The following is a 16086-nucleotide window of genomic DNA, read 5'->3' on the forward strand; positions in this document are numbered from 1 at the left end:
TCCATTGGTGGTCAGACATCATAAATCCGAGCTGATCACCCGGAAACCGTATCAGGCCTTCCATTGCCACCAACTCAATGTGGGGAAAATCTGGGGAACAGGGACGGTATCTTTCGATCTATCTGATATTACTAGAGTAATTATACTCTCCCCCAAGAGCCGGCCGCAACTTTTTTGGGGGGCAGATGACTAAGGGGACGTCGGGTCTGTAGGGTGAACCCGTCCGCCTTGTCGGTCGACTCGACGCGAGTCTGGCCTTAATGGTGCTTGCGCAAAAGTCTGCCAAACATCTTGTCGGGCGTGCGATGTACGGTCCTGGGATCCTCGTCCGCACCTTGTCGAAGCCGACCCGCGAGGATCGGTTGGGCAACCGCTGGCAATACCATTCACGTAGCGACCATCATTCAAAAGTCGCCTGCTGGGGTATCGTCTTCGATCTCCTCCGCACCTGCCCGCTGCTGTACCGCCACGTCGAGGCCGGCCGCGTCTATTTCGGCATCAACCATGAAATGCGCGACTTCGTGCACGACAGAAAGAAGAACCTGGATCTCGTATTCTGCACGCGATCCGGCGCAGATGTCGACGATCCGGCGCTGTCACTGGACCGAATGGCCCGCGATCTCGAAATCGAACTCGACGACAAAGAGAAATCAGAATTCGCGGCTCTTCCGGAGCTGCGTCGCGCGCCTGTCGGAAGTGTCCTCATGGCGCTCGAAGCAAAGGCTTGCATGACAGCGCATCAGCGCGCCTTGCCGCGCCTCTACGACGAACTCAATTCGTCGCATCTCACCGTCCACGGGGCCACCGACCAGGCGATCGCCGCCGGATTTGCGATGGTCAACATCGCGAGCCGCTATCTGAGCCCGGACCTCAACAAGAAGAACCGGGCTGCCGATCCCGACTGGAGCACGCACGACCAGCCACGCGATGCGAGCCTCGCGGTCGATAAAATTCGGCAATTGCCGAAAAGGGCCAAACCGGGCGACACGGGCTACGATGCGCTGGCGATCGTGATCGTCGATTGCGCCAACGATGGATCGCCGGTCGGGCTGGTGAGTACCCCGCCGGCTCCCCAGCCCGGTGACATCTATCACTACGCATCGATGATCGATCGCCTCGCCCACATTTACGCGACGCGGTTCAAGGATCTGTGAAGCCGGGCCGCGAGGGCGTCGGCGTCGACGGTTTCGCATTCCCAGACGATCACGACCCGAAAGCCGGCCCGGCGCAGCGCCCGAACGGCGGCCGTATCGCGCTTCTGATTGGTCTCGAACTTGTTCTGCCAGAACGCCGCGTTCGCCTTGGGGGTCGTGGTCCGCTTGCATCCGGGATGCCGGTGCCAGAAACAGCCGTGGACGAAAACGGCCCATTTCCGCGTACGATTGGCGAAGTCCGGTGAACCTGGAAGGGAACGCACGTTCAGCCGATAAGCATGCCCCGCGGCCCTCAGCGCCGCAGCGACGGCAAGCTCGGCCGCAGTGCCGTGCTGGCGGACGCGCGCCATGAGCGCGCTGCGTTTGGGATCGGTCGGCGTCGGTCGCTTCATTCCGCGGCGAGGGTCGGTATCCGATCGAGCTTCATGCCGTCGGCCCCGCTTTCCATCCGCTCGAGATGGCAGCGGAGCCGATCCAGAAATCCAGGCTGGAAGCGCAACGTGCTGCGCTCGGTTCGCCCGAGAAACCCGCGCGTCGCTCGTGCCGAGAGCAGCTTGCCGGGATGGCGGAGAAAACGGACGAGCGATGGACGAGCGCGCCGGATCGGGAACGAGCCGATGTCGACTCGATGCCGCCGGTCTCCGTCGAAGCGGGCGGCTTTCGGCCATCGTCCGTCTGCACCGAGCTCCCGGTCGCGCTCAGGGTCGTAGGATCCCGGTTCGGCGAGGCGTTTGCCGAGCCACTCGGCCACCGGAACCGTGACGGCATTTCCCACCAGCGACCAGCGCAGCGATGCGCGTCCGACCGTCACGGCCGGCGCAGTCCAGTCGGGCGCGAACCCTTGAAGCCGCTCGGCGTCGCGGATGTCGGGGGTCACCACGTCGCCGCCGGGGAGCAGGATCGCCGGCGGTGAGGCGATCCCGACCGTCGAGCCGTTTTTGAGGGTCGGGATCGCGTCCGGTGCCCAGCCGAGCCCGCGGATCCCTTCGGTCCAATAGAAACCATGCGCGTGGGTGGCGAGAGTGGTTCGCGGATCGACCGGCTCATGGTCGTCGGCGAGAAGCACATCGGCGGGATCGGCGTCCGTCCTCGTCGCGACGAACAGCACGCGCTCCCGGCGTTGCGGCAGGAAGGCCAGCGAGTTCACCACCCGATAGGCCCAGCGGTAGCCGCGCTCCTCGAACGCCTCGACAAGCAGCCGCAGGCCCTTGCCCTGGTCGAGGTGAAGCATGAAGGACACGTTCTCCAGCACGACCCAAGGGACGCGCCGGCGATCGAGCAGTCTGAAAACCTGGCCGACGAGCCCGGACCGTTTGCCGCCGATTCCGGCCGTCATCCCGGCTTGGCTCAGATCCTGACAGGGAAACCCGCCGACGACGATTTCGGTGTCGCCCGGCAGCGAGCGCAAGCCGAGAATGTCCGGCGCCAACGGCACGTCGGGAAACCTGCTCGCCAGCACGGCGCGTGCAGGTTCCCAAATCTCGCAGAGGATCGACGCCTCATGGCCGGCCGCCGAAAGGCCGAGCTCCAAGCCGCCGATTCCCGCAAAGAGCCCCGCGACCTTCATTCCGTCTTCTACCCCGCCCCGCCGGTCGAGCCGGATCCGAATCGATCCGCTCGACGAGCCGACTTTGCGTCGTTGTGCCGACGAAACGAAATGTTCTCATATTGTTCTCAAAAACGGAAGCGGTGAATCGCTCCGATCCACCGCTTTGAAGTGTTCGTCCGACGCGTCGGCCCGACGCGTATCCCTCACGCCGGCTCGAAGTTCAGCGCGACGCCGTTGATGCAGTAGCGCAGGCCGGTGGGCGGCGGGCCGTCCGGAAACACGTGGCCCAGGTGGCTGCCGCAGCGGCTGCAGTGGACCTCGGTGCGCACCATGCCGTAGCCGCGGTCGGTGGTGGTCTCCACGGCGCCGTCGACCGGATCGTTGAAGCTCGGCCAGCCGGTGCCGCTCTCGAACTTGGTCTTGCCGACGAACAGTTTTTGGCCGCAGCCGGCGCACACGAAGGCGCCGGCGCGCTTCTCGTGCAGCAGCGAGCAGCTTCCGGGCGCCTCGGTGCCGTGCTGGCGCATCACGGCGTACTGCTCGGACGTCAGCAGCCGCCGCCACTCCTCGTCCGTGCGGGTCACCGGATAGGTCTTGGTCTCGGTCTCCATTCGGGGGTCTCCTGGCGGGCGCCGGGGCGGCGCGACCGCCCTAATGTAGGGGCGCCCGCGCCGCTCCGCACGGGGCCCGCCGCGGCGGCGCCGGCCCGGCCCGACGGGAGTGGCCGCCTTGTTCGGGTGCCTCGGCGCGGCGGCTCCGAGATAGGCCGGCCGGTTTAATACAAATCGTTGGAATTCATTTTACGGAATTGCATCATCGTAGTGGCAGTGTCCTCCGGTTGGGGGCCGATAGTCTGGTCCCGACGGGAGCAGGGCCGATGACTCAAAACCGGCAGTACCCGCGTTATCTGACGCTCAAGATGGGCCAGATCACCGGCGAGGGACTCGAGCGCGATTGCGCCGTCCTCAATGTCTCGCGCGGCGGGGCGTGCGTGCTGGTGTCGGAGATCGACAGCCTTCCCGACGCCTTCAGCCTCAGCTTCGACGGCGATACCCGCGAATGCGCCATCGCCTGGCGCGAGCGTCACCGCCTCGGCGTCGCTTTCACGGACGGTCCGCTCGACGAGGGCCTGCTGCCGGATCCGCAGGCGCTGCGCAGCGCCGAGCGCGGCGACGACGTGCTGCGGGTCGCCGAGCTCTTCTTGCGCGGCGTTCATGCCTATACGGAGCAGCAGCTCGAGCTGTTCGACACCGTGATGCACCATCTGCTCGACAACACCACCGACGAGGCGATGGCGCAGCTCAGCGTGCGTGTCGCGCCGGTGCAGCGCGGTCCGACCAAGGTGATCCACCGGCTCGCCGAGGACGACGACATCGCGGTGTCCGGCCCGGTGCTGGAACGCTCGCCGATCCTCGCCGAGGATTTTCTGGTGCGCATCGCCCGCTCCAAGAGCCAGGCCCATCTGTTCGCACTCGCCGGCCGCATCATGGTGCCCGAAAAGGTCACCGACGTGCTGGTCGATCGCGGCGACACCGCGGTGGCGCACCGGGTGGCGGCGAACGAGGGCGCCTTGATCTCGCGCGGCGGCTTCCAACGCCTCGCCGGCCGGGCCCGGCAGGACGAGGACCTCGCCAAGCACATCGTCCATCGCCGCGAGGTGCCGGCCGATCTGTTCGCGGCGCTGGTGCGGCTGGTCGCCGAGCCGGTCCGCCAGCAGCTCCTGCGCGATCCCGATCCCGACGTGCGCCGCCGCATGGCGCAGTCGCTGCTCGCGCCGGCCGAGCCGGCCGGGGCGGCGCCCGCCCGCGGGCCCGCCCGCGCGCGCCCGAGCGATGCGACCCGCGAGATCGATACCGCGACCCAGCGTCGCCTGCTCGTCGCCGCGGCGCGGGACGGCAAGCTCGACGAGACGATGGACACGCTCGCCAGCCTCACTCGCGTGCCGGCCGAGGCGATCCGCAACCTCGTGCGGCTCGGCTTCGAGGACGGCGCGCTGGTGCTGTGCAAGGCCGCAGGCCTCGGCTGGCCCGACGCCAAGAGCGTCTTCACGGTGCTGATGACCCGCAACGCCCGGGTCGATTACAAGGCGGCCTTCGAGCGCTACATCACGGTCTCGGGCGATGCCACCGAGCGCGCCGTGCGCTACCTCAAGGCGCGCAAGGCGCCGTCGATCTCCGAGCTGCGCCGCATGCTGTGACGTCGGCTTTGGTCCTGCCGCAGCGTCCGGCAGGGCCGCTCGGCGGTCGGCGTGTCAGGGCGCCAGCGCCGTGACGGTGTCGTAGACGTCGCGGGACAACAGGCCGCGCACGATCAGCTCCTCCCAGACCGGCGCCATCCTGGCGCGCAGCGGTGCAGGATCAATCGCCGCCAGCACGGCGTTGTCGGCCATCACGGCATCGCCCAGGTCGCGCGCGGCGTCCTCGGCCGCGAGTCCCGTATAGACGCGGCCCGCCTGGTTCGCCGCTTCGACCAGCACGGCCCGGTCCAATGCGCTCAAACCCTTCCAGACCCGCTCGCTGATCGCCATGGGCCAGACCCGCGGCGAGTCGCCCGTGGCGGTGACGAACGGCGCGACATGCGCGAAATGGGACGCGCGCACCCGCCCGAGCGGAACCGCGGCCGCCTCCGCGACGCCACGGCGCAGCGCCAGATAGGTCTCGTTCCAGCCGAGCGCGACCGGGACGGCCCCGACGCTGCGCCAGGAGCGCGTGGCGAGGTCGTCGTTGTTGACGCGGATGCGCAGCCCGTCGAGATCGGCCGGCGTGCGGATCGGCCGGATCGCGACGATGACCCGGTCGGGGCCGCGCACGCCGTTGAAGTCGGTCGAGACGAAGCGAATTCCGGACTCGATCAGGCGACGCTCGGCCCGCTCGAACGTCGGGCTGTCGAGATAGCGCCGCAAATGCTCCGCGCTCGCGAACAGATAGGGCAGAGCCAGCACCCCGATCTCCTGCGGCGCGATCGGCCGGTAGGTGTCGAGCGGACCGGTGTAGAGATCGATCGTGCCGGTCCGCAGGCCTTCCAGCGGCGACCGCGCGGCGGCGAGCGCATCGCGCAGATGCACCTCGATCCGCAGCCGTCCACCGGACTGCGTCTCGACATTCGCCTTGAAGGCGGCGAGCGCCATCGCCTCGGGGCTTCCCGGTTCCATCGGCTCGCTCAGCCGCAAGGTGGTGTCGGCGAGCGCCGGGCCGGCGCCGAATGCAAGCACGGCCGCCAGCAGGCAGCCGATCGTCCTGGTCGTGGTCATGGGGAGGTCCTCTCGGGGCCGCAGCCGGTGGCGCGACGAACGCACCCGGGCGACCCCGCCAACAGACACTGGACCTCGGGACAAGGTCAAATTATCATTTGCGATCAGTATCGATAAGCCACGCTAATCAAGGTGTGCCGTGATCGACGTTCGTCTGCTGCAGGCCTTCTACTGGGTGGCGACGCTCGGCGGCTTCCACAAGGCGGCCGCCCGGATGAACATCACCCAGCCGGCCGTCTCCCAGCGCCTCGCCCAGCTCGAGACGGAGCTCGGCGTCACCCTGATCGAACGGACCCGGCGCAGCGTCGCCTGCACGGAGCGCGGGCGCGACCTCCTCGTCCATGTCGAGCGCATCCTGTCGCTGCACGACGCCATGCACCACGCAATCGCGGCACCCGACGCCGTGCACGGCGTGTTCCGGCTCGGCGTGGTCGAGACGATCGTCCACACTTGGCTGCAGGACTTCATGCATGCGCTCGACGAGCGCTATCCGAACCTCGTCCTCGAGATCGATGCCGGCGCCTCGCCGTCGCTGGAGGACAAGCTGCGCGCCGACGAGATCGACCTCGGCTTCCTGCTGCTGCCGCTCAACGATCCGGGCATCGAGATCCTGGAGCTGTGCAGCTTTCCCATGGGTCTGGTGGCGAGCCCGGCGCTCCGGCTGGGCGGCCGGCGGGTCTCGTTCGCGCAGGTCGCGGAGCATCCGCTCATCACGTTCGTCCGCCGCGGCGAGATTCATGCCGTCGTGCGCCAGGCCTTCGCCGACGTGCCCGACCTGCGGCTGCACGTGAGCAGCACGCTCGCCCCGATCGTCCGCATGGCGGTCGACGGCCTCGCGGTGGCCTGCGTTCCTCCGGCGGCCGTGCAGCGGGAGCTGACCGACGGCGATCTCGAGGTGGTGCGCACGCCGGCGCCGCTCGCCGAGGTGCGCTTCGCGGCGTGCTGGCGACGGACGCCGGACCGCCGGCTGGCGCGCTCCGTCGCGGCGATCGCCGCCGAGGTGGCACGGGCGGCGGCGGCGCGCGGCCGGGCCGTGCGGAGGAGGTCGACAAGGTCCGGCGCGACGGGCAAGAAGCGCCGTCCGGCGTGAGGTCGCTCGACGGCGGCCCGCCGGCGTCCGATCATGACCGTGTGCCGCGTTTCGTGCGTCGTCGCGACAGGAGGAGACCAGTGAGCGAGATCGACTTCATGCGTCGCGCCATCGCGCTGTCCGAAGAGTCCGTCGAGACCGGTGGTGGGCCGTTCGGGGCCGTGGTGGTCCTGGACGGCCGCATCGTCGGCGAGGGGGTCAACCGGGTGGTGCCGGACGGCGATCCGACCGCCCATGCCGAGGTGGTGGCGATCCGCGACGCCTGCCGAAACCTCGGCGCCCATGTGCTGGAAGGTGCGATCGTCTTCACGAGCTGCGAGCCGTGCCCGATGTGCCTCGCCGCGATCTGGTGGGCGCGCGTAAAGGAGATCGTCTACGGCAACGACCGCGCCGGCGCGGCCGCCATCGGCTTCGACGACCAGGCGCTCTACGACGAGGTGGCCCGGCCGCTCGCGGCGCGCGTGCTGCCGCTGCGCCGGCTCGCTGCCGAGGAGGCGGCCGAGGCGTTTCGGCTGTGGGCGGACAAGCCGGACAAGGTCCGCTATTGAGGCGCGGCAGACGAGGCCTCGTTGCACTCGGCGGACGTCCTGCATCGGCCAGGCCGCGCGCCCGATGTGGACCGCGACTTGCGGCTGCCGATCCATGATGGCGATCGGCCGGAGAACGGCACGAGCCGTTACGAACCGATCGATTGCGTCGAGCCTGTCGACCTCACGAAGGGAGGCGGCCGGATCAGCACCGGTCGCCGCACCGGGTTCTGCACCGGGTCGGGAAGGGGAACGGACAGCGGTTCGATCCGGAGCAGCTCGCGGACACGGCCTGACCATGCAGGAGCTGCCCCGTATCAAAGCCGCCCATGACCGGATGGTCCGGGCCTGCGAGTCCGAGCCTCCGGGTCGGCGGCATCCGAGGCGATGGCGGTCGCCGACACGAGAGCCGTGGAGCGTCTCGACGAAACCCGCGACGGTCTCGTCCGCGGCGTCTTCGGTGCTCGTCGGGATCGGAATCGCAAAACGCCGAGGGCATCGGGCAAGACGAATGGCTCGACTGCTTGACAACCCGAGCGGCAATTCCCTACCGGTTCTCGGATGTCGATGAGCAACGTCCTCAAGTTTCTTCCGCGATTCCTCGTCTGTGGGTTGCGAGCGGCGTGGATATTGGTGCACCGCCGCGGACAGACGCGGCGCGATGCCGATGGAAACTGCGTCGATGCGCAGGGCGAACCGCTTCCGTGGCTCACCTATCCCGCCATCGATTTCCTCGACAGTCTCGAGTTGCGTGGGCGACGCGTGTTCGAATTCGGGAGCGGCGGCTCGACACTGTTCTGGGCGAGGCGCGGCGCAACAGTATGCTCCGTGGAGCACCACGTCCCGTGGTTCGAGAAGATGAAAAAGCATGCCGGCGGCACAATCATGCTGATAGGCCAGCCGGACCTCGCCAAATACCCGGAAGAGATCAGAGCCCTCGGCGAGTTCGACATCATCCTCGTCGATGGCGCCGAGCGCATGAACTGCACGCGTTCGGCGATAGAGCACCTGGCGCCCGACGGAATGCTCATTCTCGACAATTCGGAATGGTATCCGAATTGCTGCAAGTTTCTTCGTGACAAAGAGCTCACACAGATCGATTTCTGTGGGTTCGGACCACTCAACTCGTTCACGTCGACCACCTCGGTCTTCATTCGGGGGCGGATTGCTTTTCCTCACAAACAAAAGCCGCCGTCATGGACCCCGATCGGCGGCAGCGCCCTCGAACGCCCGCCACCTGACGACTTTTGAACAGGTCGGGTTCGTCCGACGTCCGTTCAACGCACTTGCCTGCACGAGCGGTCCCCGATCAGGCCTTGCACGAGCGACGACCCGGCGCCGTCACTGCTCGGCCTCGTGGGTGCGGACCGACTGTCATGCTGTTGTTCGCACATTTCGAGACCGCGGCGACCGAGTGCTTCGAGCAGGCGCGCGTCTCGTGCGGCCGATCCGGATTTGACGTCCCGCCGCGGTCGGGACGCCCAGGCGTATGGCGACCGTCGGCGTCCCTTCGAGTCGAAGCTGGCGTTGGTGTCGGATCGCCGGCGGAGCTCGCACGCCGAGGTGATGAAGGCTTATTCCGTTCGGACCCTCTACGCTCGCGGCGGGAGCGGTCAGCCGGCCGGTCGATCGATCAGTTCGTCGCGGACTTGTACGTGTGCCGGGGGCTTTTGCGGAAGTGACCCCGGCGAAACACGGCATCACGAGGTCGAAAGTCAATGCGCGACGATCATCAATCCAGCGTCGTCCGGAACCGGGTCACGGCGATCGTCATGGCGATCAGCATCAGAACGACCAGCGCCAGGCTGTCGTAGCGCAGGTCCGCCAGCGTCGAGCCTTTCAGCATGATGGCGCGGACGATGCGCAGGAAGTGGGTGAGAGGCAGCGCCTCGCCGACATATTGGGCCCATTGCGGCATGCCGGCATACGGAAACAGGAATCCGGACAGGAGCAGGTTGGGCAGGAAGAACATCATGGCCATCTGCACGGCCTGGAGCTGGTTCTGCGCCAGCGTCGAGAAGGTGTAGCCGACCGACAGGTTGGTGGCGATGAACAGCGTGGTGAGCGTCGCCAACAGAAAGAGATTACCGAAGATCGGCACGGCGAACAGCAGGAAGCCGGCGCCGACGATCAGCGAGGCCTGGACGAAGCCGATCACCACATAGGGCGCGATCTTGCCCAGCATGATCTCGACCGGCGTGATCGGCATGGCGAGCAGCGTCTCCATGGTGCCGCGCTCGATCTCGCGGGTCACGGCGAGCGCCGTGAAGATCAGCATGGTCAATGTGAGAATGGTGCCGAGCAGGCCCGGCACGATGTTGAGCTGGCTCACCGCGGCCGGGTTGTAACGGGCATGCGTGCGCACCTCGAACGGCGTCGCGGTGAACTCCGGGATCGAGCGGTCCCAGCGCAGCGCCGTCTGGGTGAGGGTCGAAAGCGCGGCCAGCGCCGAGCCGGAGGCGACCGGGTCGGAGGCGTCGGCCGCGACCAGCAGGGCGGGGCGGTCGCCGCGCCGCAGATCGCGCTCGAAGTTCGCCGGGATCTCGATGCCGAACAGCACCGTGCCGGACTGCAGCAGCCGGTCGAACTCCTGCTCGTCGCGTGCCTCGCGGACGATCTTGAAGTATTTGGTGTTCTCCAACGCGCGAAGAATGGTGCGGCCGACATCGCTCGATTCCTGCAGCAGCACGGCGGTCGGCAGATTCCTGGGCTGGGTGTTGATGGCGTAGCCGAACAAGAGAAGCTGCATCAGCGGAATCGTGATCATGGTGGCGAGCGAGACGCGGTCGCGCCGGAGCTGCAGCACCTCCTTCAGCAGCATGGCGCCGACCCGGCGCAGGAACATGCGGGTGCGCTCGCCGATCATGACATCGGCCTCCACGGCAAAGTTTGCTTCACCTCACTCCGGCGGCATTGCCCCGTCGTTCCGGGGCGGCGCGCAAGCGCCGAGCCCGGAACCCATAACCCCTGTCTGTCGTGAACCACTGGCGCGGGGGGTATGGATTCCGGGCTCGCGGACCTGCGGTCCGCGCCCCGGAATGACAGACTTTTTGGAACTCGCGGTTCGAGACGCTTCACGGCCGGCCCCCGATGTTGTCGGGATGACGCCCCATCAGGTCGATGAATACGTCCTCCAGCGACGGCTCGGCCCGCTCGAATGCCAGGGTCGGATCGTCGCGGAACGCCGCGATGGCGGCATCGACCTTGTCGCGCTTGGGCCCGGAGACGTGCAGGCTGGTGCCGAACGGCGCCACCATGGTGATGCCGTCGCGGTGCGACAGCGTGTCGGCCAACGCCGTCAGGTTCGGTCCCGTCACGGTCCAGGTGGTGAGGTGGGAGGCCGCGATCACCTCCTTCACGGTGCCGTGCGCCAACAGGTTGCCATAGGCGATGTAGGCGATCTCGTGGCAGCGCTCGGCCTCGTCCATGTAGTGGGTCGAGACCAGCACGGTGAGGCCCTGGGCGGCGAGGGCGTGGATCTCGTTCCAGAACTCGCGCCGCGCTTTCGGGTCGACGCCCGCGGTCGGCTCGTCGAGCAGCAGCAACTGCGGATCCGGAAGCGTGCAGGCGCCGAGCGAGAGGCGCTGCTTCCAGCCGCCCGACAGCGCGCCGGCGAGCTGCTCGGCGCGGGCCGTCAGGCCGAGCCGCTCGATCGCGGCGCGGGCGGCGCCACGCGGATCGGGCAGGCCATAGATGCGGGCGACGAACTCCAGGTTCTCGCGCACCGAGAGATCCTGGTAGAGGCTGAAGTGCTGGGTCATGTAGCCGACATGCCGCTTGATCTTCTCGGAGTCGGTGCGGATGTCGTAGCCGAGGCAGGTGCCGCGGCCGGAATCGGGCGTCAGCAGGCCGCACAGCATGCGGATGGTCGTCGTCTTGCCGGAGCCGTTGGGGCCGAGGAAGCCGTAGATCAGCCCGCGCCGCACCTGCATGGTGAGGTTCTTCACCACCACGTTTCCGTCGAACGACTTGGTCAGCCCCTCGACCTCGATGGCGATGGCGTGCGGATCGCTTGGCGGATAGTCGGGCGGCGCCGGCCCCGTCGGGCCGCCGTTCGCCGCATGCAGGGCGATCGTGCTCATCGGGCTGCCGCTGTCGCCGGCGCGGAGGAGGGGGCGCCGAGCCCGATATCGACCGGCTGGCCGACCCGCAGGGCCTCGGGCTTGTCGGGCAGCGCCTCGATGAGAAACACCAGCTTGTCACGCTCCTGCAGGCTGTAGATGACGGGCGGCGTGAACTCGGCCGAGCGGGCCATGAAGCTCACCTTGGCGGTGATGTCGGCCGCGCAGCCGTCGCAACGCACCCGCACGGTGTCGCCATAGGCGATGCGCGGCAGCGTCTCCTGCGGCACGAAGAAGCGGACCTTCAGATTGCCGGGCGGCAGGATGGCGAGCACCGGCTTGCCGGCCGAGACCATCTCGCCGGAGCGGAAGTAGATCTGCTGTACCGTGCCGGTCACCGGGCTTGCCAGCACGCGGCGATCGAGATGGGTCTTCGCCGTGGCGAGCCGCGCCTTGGCGGTGCGCAGCGCCGCCTCGGCGTCGTCGTAGGTCTTCTGGGTGCCGGTCTGGGTCTTCAGCAGCGTCTTGGCGCGGTCGAAGGCCTGCTGGGCGTTCTCGAGCTGCGCCTCGAACATGTTGACGTCGGCGCGCTGCAAGGCGTCGTCGATGGTGAACAGCGGCGCCTTGGCCTCCACGCGGTCGCCCTCGCGCACCGACAGGTTCTCCACCCGGCCGGCCTCGTCGGGCCCGACGAAGATCAGGTTGGCCTCGACCCAGCCCTGATAGGTGACGGGCGAATCGTTGCAGGCGGCCAGCGTCGCCGCGAACAAGGCGAAGAGTGCGAGCCGGGCGACAGCACCGAAGCCTGGGCGGAGCGTCATGAGCGTTCTCCGCCGTCGAACAGGATGTCCAGATAGGCACGCAGCATCGTTTCGAGGTCGATGTGCACGAAGCGGTCGAACATGCCGCTCCAGATCACCGAGAGGAGGCCGGGCGCGACCACGAGCTGCGGGTAGTCGACGAGGGCGCGGTGTCTCAGCTCGCCGCGCTCCACCGCACGGGCCAGCAGGGTCCGGATGGCGGCGATCGCCGGCTCGACCACATTCCGATAGTGGAATTCGGCCAGCCGGGGAAAGCGCGGGCCTTCGTTCATCACCAGCCGCAGCACATGGCGCCGCGGCGTGCCGTAGACCTCCGTCGCGAACACGCCGAGCAGGCGCTCCAGCGCGACGCGGGCCGGTACGTCGTGGGTCGGAAGCGCCTTCATCTCGGCGATCAGCGGGCCGAGCATGGCGATGATCAGGTCTTGGAACAGCGCCTCCTTGTCGCGGAAGTAGAGGTAGATGGTGCCCTTGGCGATGCCGGCGCGCCTGGCGACGTCGTCGAGCCGCGCCGAGGCGAAGCCGCGCTCGCTGAACTCGTCGAGCGCCGCCCGCAGGATGGCGTCGCGCCGCGCGGCGGTTTTTTCGGCGCGGCCGTTGCGGTGGGCCGGGGAGGGGGGCGAGAGCGAGGCAGGTGGGGCGGAGGTCGGCGGCACGGCGATCGATACGGACGGCGTCGCCGTTTCCGTCGCGGCCATGTCCTCGGGGGCGGGCGCTTTCGCGGCAGGGGCTTTCGCCGCGCGAGCCTTCACCGCATGAGCCTTGGCCGCAGCCTCTCGGGATGACGGGCGCTTCGGGGTGGCCATGGCCGGCCTCCACTGACTGACTGGTCAGTCATATTTATCTGCAATGACGGTCCGTTTCAAGATGGACGCGAGGTCCGGACGATTTTTTTCGGCGGGACGGATCGGGTGGGTTCGCGCCATTGTGAAATTCGTCGGCACCCATGCCGAGCACGACAGCATCGATGCGCTGACCGTCTCCCAATTCTGACGAGGTGCACCGTGGATATCCGACCCATCAAGACCGACCAGGACCACGGCGCGGCGCTCGCAGAGATCGAGGCGTGCCGGGGCGCGCCGGAGGGCAGCGAGGAGGCCGACAGGCTCGATGTTCTGGTCACGCTGGTGGAGAGCTACGAGGCGAGGCGGTGGCCGCTCGAACCCGACCAGGATTTCGATCCGGTCGATGTGCTGCGCCATGCCATCGACGAGCTGGGGCATACCCAGAGCGAGCTCGCCGACCTGTTGGGATCGCGCTCGCGCGCCTCGGAGATCCTGTCGCGCCGCCGCGCCCTCACGGTCGACATGATCCGCACGATCAGCGCGGCCTGGAAAATCCCGGCGGAGCTTTTGGTCCGCCCGTACAGGATCGACAGCGCCGCTTGAGGTCGGCGTCCGGCTCCGCCGACGCCGTATCCTCCGTCTCGCGTTGCTTCGCGGCGCTGCCTCACATCCGCCAGGCCAGGAGCCGCATGGCGTTCGCCGTCACCAGCACGGTGGCGCCGGTGTCGGCCAGGATCGCCGGCCACAGGCCGGTGATGCCGAGGATGGTGGTGAACAGGAACACCGCCTTCAGCCCGAGCGCGATGGTGATGTTCTGCCGGATGTTGGCCATCGTGGCGCGCGACAGCGCGATCATGCGGGCGACATCGAGCACCCGGCCATGCAGGATGGCGGCGTCGGCCGTCTCCAGCGCCACGTCGGTGCCGCCGCCCATGGCGATGCCGACCGTCGCGGCGGCGAGCGCCGGGGCGTCGTTGATGCCGTCGCCGATTTTGGCGACCGACTTTCCCAGCGCCTGCAGCTCACGCACGATGCGCTGCTTGTCCTCGGGCAACAGCCCGCCATGCGCCACGATGCCGAGATCGGCCGCGATCGCCGCGGCGGTATGGCGGTTGTCGCCGGTCAGCATCACGGTGGTGATCCCGGCGGCTTCGAGGGCACGGAGCCCCGCCGCCGCATCGGCGCGCGGCTCGTCCCGCATGGCGATCAGGCCGGCGACCGTGTCGCCGGCGACCAGCACCGCGACGGTCTTGCCCTGGCGCTCGAACCCGGCGACTTTTGCGCGCTGCACCGCGTCGAGCGTCGCACGCTCCGCCGCCGCCTCGGCCGAGCCCAGGAACAAGATCTCGCCGCCGAACCGGCCGCCGAGGCCTTTCCCGGGCACGATCTTGACGTCGGCGGCGGGCGGCACCGGCGCGCGGTCGGCCGCGGCGCGCTCCAGGATGGCGCGGGCGAGCGGATGGCTCGAGCCGGTCTCCAGCGCCGCCGCCATGGAGAGCACCTGCCGGGTGTCGCGCGAGACGCCTAAGAGGTCCGTCACCTTGGGCTTGCCCTCGGTCAGCGTGCCGGTCTTGTCGAAGGCCGCGTCCGTGATGGTGCCGAGGTTTTCCAGCACCGCGCCGCCCTTGACCAGCAGGCCGCTGCGGGCGCCGGCCGAGAGCGCCGCCGCGATCGCGGCCGGCGTCGAGATCACCAGGGCGCAGGGGCAGCCGATCAGCAGGAGCGCGAGGCCCTTGTAGATCCAGGCGTCCCAGCTCGCGCCGAGAAGCAGCGGCGGGACGACCGCGACCAGCGCCGCCACCGCGACCACGGCCGGCGTGTACCAGCGCGAGAATCGGTCGATGAACCGCTCGGTCGGCGCCTTCGCCTCCTGGGCTTCTTCCACCAATCGGACCACGCGCGCGATGGTGTTGTCCTGCGCCGCTGCGGTGACGCGCACGCGCAAGACCGCGTCGGTGTCGATGGCGCCGGCGAACACGGTGGCGCCCGGGCCCTTGCGGACCGGCATGCTCTCGCCCGTCACGGGCGCCTCGTCGAGCGCCGCCTCGCCGGCGACGATGATGCCGTCGGCGGCGATGCGGTCGCCGGGGCGCACCAGGATGACGGCGCCGACCGCGAGGCGATCGGCGGCGATCGCCTCGACCCTGCCGTCGCGTTCGACCAGTGCGGTCTTCGGCACCAGTGCCGTGAGGCTGCGGATGCTCGCGCGCGCCCGTCCGGCGGCGACGCCCTCCAGCATCTCGCCGACCAGGAACAGGAACACCACCATGGCGGCCTCCTCGGCCGCCCCGATGACGACGGCGCCGACCGCCGCGATGGTCATCAGCATCTCGATCGAGAACGGCGTGCCGTTGCGCAGCGCCGCGAGCGCGCGCCGTGCCACAGGGACCAGGCCGACCGCCAGCGCGGCCAGGAACGCCCACCAGGCGATCTCCGGTTCTATCTTGCCGACCACATAGGCGGCGACGAGGGCGATGCCGCAGGCGATCGTCGCCGTGCCTTTGCGGCTCTTCCACCACGGCACATCGCCGGGCGCATCAGCATGTGCGTGGTCGTCGGACGGGGCCAGATCGCCGCCCGCGGCTTTGTCTGGACCATCGGTGGGCGTCACGTCGTAGCCGAGCGCCGTCAGGCTCGTCCGCAGGGCCGGGAGGAGGCGAGTGTCGGGCGCGTGCGTCACCGTCATGGTGCCGGCCGTGGCCGATACCGCGACGGTCTCGACGCCGGGCAGCCGGCTCACCGCCGCCTCGACCTTGGCGGCGCAGGAGCCGCAATCCATTCCGGCGACGCGAAAACGCGTCTCGACCACGTCCGACATCGAAAAGCCCTTTCAAAGTCCGACCGAGTGG

General features: G+C 68.5%; 15 protein-coding genes. 6 read left to right on the forward strand and 9 right to left on the reverse strand.

Annotated features, from left to right (window positions below; translation table 11 throughout):
• The first annotated feature begins 260 nt into the window (after positions 1 to 260).
• Positions 261 to 1154, forward strand: a complete 894-nt coding sequence (locus tag HXX10_RS06370) for a hypothetical protein (RefSeq protein ID WP_296520813.1) — start codon at positions 261 to 263, stop codon at positions 1152 to 1154.
• Here HXX10_RS06370 and HXX10_RS06375 read toward each other — a convergent pair.
• The 3 genes from HXX10_RS06375 to msrB form a co-directional block, all read right to left on the reverse strand.
• Positions 1127 to 1546, reverse strand: coding sequence for a very short patch repair endonuclease (locus HXX10_RS06375; RefSeq protein ID WP_296520814.1), 420 nt, complete (start codon positions 1544 to 1546; stop codon positions 1127 to 1129). The genes HXX10_RS06370 and HXX10_RS06375 overlap by 28 nt on opposite strands.
• The gene (locus HXX10_RS06380; protein ID WP_296520815.1) at positions 1543 to 2721 is read right to left on the reverse strand and encodes a DNA cytosine methyltransferase; all 1179 of its coding nucleotides are present in this window, start codon (positions 2719 to 2721) and stop codon (positions 1543 to 1545) included. Before HXX10_RS06380 ends, HXX10_RS06375 begins: the two co-directional genes overlap by 4 nt.
• A 185-nt stretch (positions 2722 to 2906) precedes the next feature.
• A complete protein-coding gene (gene msrB, locus HXX10_RS06385; protein ID WP_296520817.1) occupies positions 2907 to 3314 on the reverse strand; it encodes a peptide-methionine (R)-S-oxide reductase MsrB in 408 nt (135 codons plus the stop codon).
• Between the two features lie 266 nt (positions 3315 to 3580).
• Between msrB and HXX10_RS06390 the strand changes: the two genes are divergently transcribed.
• On the forward strand, positions 3581 to 4900 hold the full coding sequence (locus HXX10_RS06390) for a DUF2336 domain-containing protein (protein ID WP_296520820.1): 1320 nt from the start codon (positions 3581 to 3583) through the stop codon (positions 4898 to 4900).
• A 54-nt stretch (positions 4901 to 4954) separates the two neighbouring features.
• Here the strand turns inward: HXX10_RS06390 and HXX10_RS06395 are convergent, their stop codons facing one another.
• On the reverse strand, positions 4955 to 5953 hold the full coding sequence (locus HXX10_RS06395) for a TRAP transporter substrate-binding protein (protein ID WP_296520822.1): 999 nt from the start codon (positions 5951 to 5953) through the stop codon (positions 4955 to 4957).
• Between the two features lie 139 nt (positions 5954 to 6092).
• Here HXX10_RS06395 and HXX10_RS06400 point away from each other — a divergent pair, with 139 nt between their 5' ends.
• The 3 genes from HXX10_RS06400 to HXX10_RS06410 all read left to right on the forward strand — a co-directional run bounded on the left by HXX10_RS06400 (position 6093) and on the right by HXX10_RS06410 (position 8821).
• The gene (locus HXX10_RS06400; protein WP_296520823.1) at positions 6093 to 7043 is read left to right on the forward strand and encodes a LysR family transcriptional regulator; all 951 of its coding nucleotides are present in this window, start codon (positions 6093 to 6095) and stop codon (positions 7041 to 7043) included.
• A gap of 80 nt (positions 7044 to 7123) precedes the next feature.
• Complete coding sequence (locus HXX10_RS06405) at positions 7124 to 7591, forward strand: nucleoside deaminase (protein ID WP_296520825.1); 468 nt, start codon at positions 7124 to 7126, stop codon at positions 7589 to 7591.
• Positions 7592 to 8137: 546 nt separating this feature from the next.
• The gene (locus HXX10_RS06410) at positions 8138 to 8821 is read left to right on the forward strand and encodes a hypothetical protein (RefSeq protein ID WP_296520827.1); all 684 of its coding nucleotides are present in this window, start codon (positions 8138 to 8140) and stop codon (positions 8819 to 8821) included.
• A gap of 481 nt (positions 8822 to 9302) precedes the next feature.
• Here the strand turns inward: HXX10_RS06410 and HXX10_RS06415 are convergent, their stop codons facing one another.
• The 4 genes from HXX10_RS06415 to HXX10_RS06430 form a co-directional block, all read right to left on the reverse strand.
• The gene (locus HXX10_RS06415) at positions 9303 to 10436 is read right to left on the reverse strand and encodes an ABC transporter permease (protein ID WP_296520829.1); all 1134 of its coding nucleotides are present in this window, start codon (positions 10434 to 10436) and stop codon (positions 9303 to 9305) included.
• Positions 10437 to 10644: 208 nt separating this feature from the next.
• Entirely contained in the window at positions 10645 to 11652 is a 1008-nt protein-coding gene (locus HXX10_RS06420) for an ABC transporter ATP-binding protein (RefSeq protein WP_296520831.1), read from the reverse strand.
• The gene (locus HXX10_RS06425; protein ID WP_296520833.1) at positions 11649 to 12452 is read right to left on the reverse strand and encodes an efflux RND transporter periplasmic adaptor subunit; all 804 of its coding nucleotides are present in this window, start codon (positions 12450 to 12452) and stop codon (positions 11649 to 11651) included. Before HXX10_RS06425 ends, HXX10_RS06420 begins: the two co-directional genes overlap by 4 nt.
• The gene (locus HXX10_RS06430) at positions 12449 to 13150 is read right to left on the reverse strand and encodes a TetR/AcrR family transcriptional regulator (RefSeq protein WP_296520834.1); all 702 of its coding nucleotides are present in this window, start codon (positions 13148 to 13150) and stop codon (positions 12449 to 12451) included. Before HXX10_RS06430 ends, HXX10_RS06425 begins: the two co-directional genes overlap by 4 nt.
• 306 nt (positions 13151 to 13456) lie before the next feature.
• On the opposite strand from HXX10_RS06430, the gene HXX10_RS06435 reads away from it, so the two are divergent.
• Positions 13457 to 13840 carry a helix-turn-helix domain-containing protein gene (locus HXX10_RS06435; protein ID WP_296520836.1) on the forward strand — a complete coding sequence of 128 codons (384 nt, stop codon included), beginning with the start codon at positions 13457 to 13459 and terminating at the stop codon, positions 13838 to 13840.
• A gap of 61 nt (positions 13841 to 13901) precedes the next feature.
• Here HXX10_RS06435 and HXX10_RS06440 read toward each other — a convergent pair whose 3' ends face one another.
• A complete protein-coding gene (locus HXX10_RS06440; protein ID WP_296520837.1) occupies positions 13902 to 16055 on the reverse strand; it encodes a heavy metal translocating P-type ATPase in 2154 nt (717 codons plus the stop codon).
• Between the last annotated feature and the right edge of the window lie 31 nt (positions 16056 to 16086).

Source organism: Rhodoplanes sp. (genome assembly GCF_013377085.1).
Lineage (GTDB): Bacteria > Pseudomonadota > Alphaproteobacteria > Rhizobiales > Xanthobacteraceae > Rhodoplanes.

What these genes read in the sequence shown, in the direction of transcription:
- HXX10_RS06410 (WP_296520827.1), top strand. Translation starts at nt 8,138, where the DNA reads ATGAGCAACGTCCTCAAGTTTCTTCCGCGATTCCTCGTCTGTGGGTTG.
- HXX10_RS06375 (WP_296520814.1), bottom strand. Translation starts at nt 1,546, where the DNA reads ATGAAGCGACCGACGCCGACCGATCCCAAACGCAGCGCGCTCATGGCG.
- HXX10_RS06415 (WP_296520829.1), bottom strand. Translation starts at nt 10,436, where the DNA reads ATGATCGGCGAGCGCACCCGCATGTTCCTGCGCCGGGTCGGCGCCATG.
- HXX10_RS06440 (WP_296520837.1), bottom strand. Translation starts at nt 16,055, where the DNA reads ATGTCGGACGTGGTCGAGACGCGTTTTCGCGTCGCCGGAATGGATTGC.
- HXX10_RS06395 (WP_296520822.1), bottom strand. Translation starts at nt 5,953, where the DNA reads ATGACCACGACCAGGACGATCGGCTGCCTGCTGGCGGCCGTGCTTGCA.
- HXX10_RS06425 (WP_296520833.1), bottom strand. Translation starts at nt 12,452, where the DNA reads ATGACGCTCCGCCCAGGCTTCGGTGCTGTCGCCCGGCTCGCACTCTTC.
- msrB (WP_296520817.1), bottom strand. Translation starts at nt 3,314, where the DNA reads ATGGAGACCGAGACCAAGACCTATCCGGTGACCCGCACGGACGAGGAG.
- HXX10_RS06380 (WP_296520815.1), bottom strand. Translation starts at nt 2,721, where the DNA reads ATGAAGGTCGCGGGGCTCTTTGCGGGAATCGGCGGCTTGGAGCTCGGC.
- HXX10_RS06430 (WP_296520834.1), bottom strand. Translation starts at nt 13,150, where the DNA reads ATGGCCGCGACGGAAACGGCGACGCCGTCCGTATCGATCGCCGTGCCG.
- HXX10_RS06390 (WP_296520820.1), top strand. Translation starts at nt 3,581, where the DNA reads ATGACTCAAAACCGGCAGTACCCGCGTTATCTGACGCTCAAGATGGGC.
- HXX10_RS06370 (WP_296520813.1), top strand. Translation starts at nt 261, where the DNA reads ATGGTGCTTGCGCAAAAGTCTGCCAAACATCTTGTCGGGCGTGCGATG.
- HXX10_RS06420 (WP_296520831.1), bottom strand. Translation starts at nt 11,652, where the DNA reads ATGAGCACGATCGCCCTGCATGCGGCGAACGGCGGCCCGACGGGGCCG.